The 4,428-nt window shown below is 65.7% G+C and carries 5 protein-coding genes; all 5 read left to right on the top strand.

Features of this window, described 5'->3' with window-relative positions; genetic code table 11:
* Positions 1 to 186 precede the first annotated feature (186 nt).
* Positions 187 to 555, top strand: a complete 369-nt coding sequence (locus WAO18_RS10045; protein ID WP_422206014.1) for a hypothetical protein — start codon at positions 187 to 189, stop codon at positions 553 to 555.
* A 194-nt stretch (positions 556 to 749) separates the two neighbouring features.
* The gene (locus WAO18_RS10040) at positions 750 to 1,952 is read left to right on the top strand and encodes a cupin domain-containing protein (protein WP_422206012.1); all 1,203 of its coding nucleotides are present in this window, start codon (positions 750 to 752) and stop codon (positions 1,950 to 1,952) included.
* Entirely contained in the window at positions 1,952 to 2,911 is a 960-nt protein-coding gene (locus WAO18_RS10035; protein ID WP_422206010.1) for a hypothetical protein, read from the top strand. The genes WAO18_RS10040 and WAO18_RS10035 overlap by 1 nt, the downstream gene beginning before the upstream one ends.
* Before the next feature lie 105 nt (positions 2,912 to 3,016).
* Positions 3,017 to 3,325, top strand: coding sequence for a PE family protein (locus WAO18_RS10030; protein ID WP_422206008.1), 309 nt, complete (start codon positions 3,017 to 3,019; stop codon positions 3,323 to 3,325).
* Positions 3,326 to 3,327: 2 nt separating this feature from the next.
* On the top strand, positions 3,328 to 4,428 hold a 1,101-nt coding region (locus WAO18_RS10025), incomplete at its 3' end, for a PPE family protein (protein WP_422206006.1).

The raw sequence follows: 4,428 nt of genomic DNA, 5'->3' as shown, positions 1-4,428 counted from the left end.
ACGCCGACGTAGCGGCGGTGCCGGCGGTAGAAATTGGCGTCGACGCCGGCGCCGGCGTCGACGCCAATTTCTACCGCCGGCACCGCCGCTACGTCGGCGTCGACAGCGCCGGCGTTTCCCGCGGCCGGGTCCGGCTTCGTCCCGCCGTACGCGGTAGGCCCGCCCGGCATCGGCCCAGATTCTGGGATGACAAACACCGCCGGCGCAGGCGACAGGAAAAAAGCGGCCGAGCCGTTCGCCGCGGCGGCCGCGGCCGTGACAGCCGCGCGCGAACCGAAGCGGTCCCGCCGACGCCGGCGAACGGGGCTGCGCGGGTACTCTCACGAGTTCATGGAAATGAATATCAATGTCGATCCTGACTGGCACAGCCCGGATGGCGGATCGACGGCGACTTCGCATCACGGTTCCGGCGCGATGGGGTTTGCCGGCACGTCGCACCAGAAAGCTGGCGCTGCAATGGGTTTGGCTACGCTCGCCGAGGACGAGTTCGGCAATGGGCCGGTAGTGCCGATGGTGCCGGGTACCTGGAACACGGATGAGCGCGGGCGGCGTTAACGCCGAGTTGTCGCTGGCCTGGTTGCTGGGCCACTCTCGGTCCAGACGTTTCTCGACGAGGTATGGGCTAAAAAGCATCACCACATCCAGCGGGACTGCTTCCGCAACAGCAGACGGACCTGGCCCGCACGCTGATCGTGAGCGGATTCCTGGTCCGGTTGCCCGACAGGGGAGCGGATAGGGAATATGACTGAATGCCGCAGCGCTCACCGGACCTCGAGCCCGAATTATCACTGGCCTGGTTGCTGGCGCCGCTGACCGTCGACACCTTCCTCGCCCAGATATGGGGGCGGACTCACTACCACGTGAGCCGAAGCGGCCCTGAATATTTCGGCAGGCTGCTCGGCGAGTCAGCCTCAGTTGACGAGCTGTTGGCTTTCTTTCGGCCGGATCTGTCGTTGGTGCGCCTGGTCCGGCAGAACGACAAAAAGGAGGCATACACCTACCGGAGTGCCGACGGTTTCGACGTCGAAGCCATCGGCAGAGACTTCGCCGACGGCTACACGATCGTTCTGGAAAGTGTTCATCGCTACGTCCGCGCTCTGGCCTCGCTGTTGCACGCCATCGAGGTCGAGCTGAACTTCTCGACCCAGCTCAACGCCTATTTCACGCCACCGGAGTCGCAAGGCTTCGTCCCGCACTACGACGAGCACGACGTGCTGATCCTGCAGATTTGCGGAGCCAAGATCTGGCATCTGTACGACGGGGCTGACGTCGCACCTTGCGACATGATTCGCCACGAACCGGTTGCCGCGGACGCGCTCCCGTCACCCACCGACGTGCGCCTCGAAGCCGGCGACGTGCTCTACGTGCCGCGCGGGCGCGTACACGCGGCCGAGGCGACCTCAGAGGTGTCCGTTCACCTGACCCTCGGTGTCACCGCACCGACGCTGCTCATGCTCGTCACTCGGGCGCTTAATTCACTGAGCCACAGCGATAACCGCGCACACACGCAGTTGCCGCCGCGGTATCTCGACGATCCGGATGTCCAATCCTCGCTGGACGTCTTGGTCCGCGACCTCGTCAGAGCTCTCGAGCAGCCGAGCGTCATCGCAGCTGGTGTCGGGTCGCTTGCCGACGACCTCGTCAAGCGTGGCCAGAGCCCGCCGGTCGGGCAGGCGATCGCGAACGCCATCGGGATCGATGGTCGTACCAGGGTGGCGAAGTACCAACCGCTCTATTCGCGGGTGACAGAGACATCCGACGGCGTTGTGCTGCATTTCGCACAATTGGTTGTCAGCGCCGGCCGCGACCACGAAGACGCTCTTCAATTTCTCGCGAAAAGTACTGAGCCTTTTCGGGTTTGTGACCTACCGGGACTGTCCGAGCCGCAGCAGACCGAACTGGCCCGAACGCTGATCGTGAACGGGTTCCTGGTCCGGCTGGCGGACAACTGATGGATGTCGCCGACCTCGCCCGCTGGACACCGGTCAGATTCAACTTTGCCGGGCCCGCCCCGACGGTCGACTGGGCTGACCTGTCGGCCGAGCGATTCGTCGAACCGTTCTTCGATCAGACCGTCGCCCGCTGGTCCACCGGTCCGGGGGCTCAGCCGCTGGTCAGGTCCGGACTCGACGCGCTTATCGCTCTCGATGACCAACCGTCGCTCGACCCGTCGGGCATGGTGTTCCACCTGTCGCGGTGCGGGTCGACGCTGGTATCCCGACTGCTGAGCACGCTTCCCGGAGTCGTCGTTGTTGCCGAGCCTTCGCCGCTGAACGCACTGCTCGGACTCGAACCCAGCCGGGTCGACGGGCCCACCCTGGTTCGATTGGTCAGGGCTTTGGTGCGGGCGCTGGGCCGCCGTCGACACGGCGACGAACAGCATCTGGTGCTCAAGTGCACCAGCTGGAACATTCGCCGCCAAGAAATCCTCGCCGCTGCCTTTCCCGACACGCCATGGGTGTGGGTGCAGCGCGACCCGGCGCAGGTGGTGGCGTCGCTGCTGGCCAACCCGCCGGGCTGGCTCGGACATCACGCCGTGCCCGCGCAGACGGCGCTGCATTTCGGCATTGATCCGGCGGCGCTGCCGACCATGACGCGACCGGAGTTCACCGCCCGCGCGCTCGGCGCGATGCTGTTTTCGGCCGCAGCCGGACCTGCACGGCGGCTCACCGTCGACCATGCCGATCTGCCCGCCGCGGTGTGGCAGCGGGTGGCAGCGCATTTCTTGCTCGAGATTGACTCTGCGGCAATCGAATACATGACTGAGCAGTCTCGCTACTACGCCAAGGACTCAGAACCCCGGCCCTTCTCCGGTGATCTCCCCGAGAATCGCCCGGTGACCGGCGCGATGCGGGAAGCCGCCCAGCAGTTCGCCGAGCCCGGCTATCGCGCGCTCGCGTCGCCGGTATAGGCGCACACGCCCACTTTTTCGTCGGCTTGTCGAGTTTCCAACCCCTCTGCGGTGTGGTAAAAATGCTAATGAAAATCATGTTCATCTCGATATCCGGAGGGCTGTATGACGCTGCGCGTCGTTCCAGAAGGTCTTGTAGCGGCGAGCGCGCGCATTGAAGCATTGACAGCGCGGTTGGCGAGCGCACAGGCCGGTTCGGCGCCCTCGATCACCGCCGTGATACCGCCGGCTGCCGATCCGGTGTCACTGCAGACGGCCGCGGGCTTCAGCCTTCGCGGCGGCCAGCATGCCGCGGTAGCCGCGCGGGGGGCCGAAGAGCTCGGTCGCTCCGGTGTCGGGGTCGCCGAGTCGGGGGCGAGTTATGCCGCGCGCGATGCCACCGCGGCGGCGTCGTATCACGGCGTCTGGGGCTGACCGTGACGGCGCCTGTCTTCATGGCCGCGCCGCCCGAGGTGCACTCAGCGCTATTGAGCAGCGGCCCCGGGCCCGCCTCGCTACTCGAGGCGGCCGGTGCGTGGAACGCGCTGAGCGCCGAATACACCTCGGTGGCTGAGGAACTCAGCACAGTGCTGGCCGAAGTGCAGGTCGGCGCCTGGCAGGGGCCGAGCGCGGAGTCTTATGTGTCCGCACATGTGCCGTATCTGGCGTGGCTGACCCAGGCCAGCGCCGACAGCGCCGCAGCGGCAACCCAGCACGAGACCGCGGCCGCCGCATATACGTCCGCGTTGGCTGCCATGCCCACCCTGCCCGAGCTGGCTACCAATCACATGGTTCACGGCGTGCTGCTGGCCACGAATTTCTTTGGGATCAATACGATTCCGATTTCGGTCAATGAAGCCGACTACGTGCGGATGTGGGTCCAGGCTGCGACCACGATGAGCACCTACCAGGCCGTCGCCGGCACCGCGGTGACCGCGACCCCGGCCACCGACACCGCGCCTCCGATTGTGAAATCCGACAGCACGTCACAGGCCGCTAAGAGCGGCGATCCCTACAGCGGGCTCAACGGTGACAACCCACTGGGCATCCCACAGTGGCTTCAGCAGTTCCTGCAGCAACTCGGCATCGGCAACAGCCAAACTGCGCACACCCCGATGATCAATACGCCGTTCGACAATTTGATCGCGCAGTGGCTGCAGAACTTCGGGTACAACTGGCAACCCGCCGCGGGCACGCTCAACGGCGCAACCTACGACACGTACGTCAATCCGGCCCAAGCATCGTTTTGGGTTGCCCGAGCACTCGAACTCACCGAGGATTTCCAGTATTTCGGGCACCTGCTGGTGACCAACCCGGTGCAGGCCTTTCAGTGGCTGATCAGCTGGGAACTGTTCGACTTCCCGATCCACATCGAGGAAGTCGCGATATTCCTCAGCCAGAACCCGGCGATCTTTGCGTTCGCCGCTCCGGCGCTCGCGCCGCTGGCCGCCGGCGGCGCCGGGTTGGCCGGGCTGGGTGCATTGGCGCACCCGCCCCTTGTGCTCCCCGCCCTCGAGTCGGTGCCCGCGCCCATGCTG

Origin of the sequence: Mycobacterium sp. (assembly GCF_049278535.1) — a bacterium.
Classification (GTDB): Bacteria; Actinomycetota; Actinomycetes; order Mycobacteriales; family Mycobacteriaceae; genus Mycobacterium.
Note: the sequence above shows the minus strand (reverse complement) of the source record. Positions and strands in the feature narration are given on the sequence as shown.

What these genes read in the sequence shown, in the direction of transcription:
- WAO18_RS10040 (WP_422206012.1), top strand. Translation starts at nt 750, where the DNA reads ATGCCGCAGCGCTCACCGGACCTCGAGCCCGAATTATCACTGGCCTGG.
- WAO18_RS10045 (WP_422206014.1), top strand. Translation starts at nt 187, where the DNA reads ATGACAAACACCGCCGGCGCAGGCGACAGGAAAAAAGCGGCCGAGCCG.
- WAO18_RS10030 (WP_422206008.1), top strand. Translation starts at nt 3,017, where the DNA reads ATGACGCTGCGCGTCGTTCCAGAAGGTCTTGTAGCGGCGAGCGCGCGC.
- WAO18_RS10035 (WP_422206010.1), top strand. Translation starts at nt 1,952, where the DNA reads ATGGATGTCGCCGACCTCGCCCGCTGGACACCGGTCAGATTCAACTTT.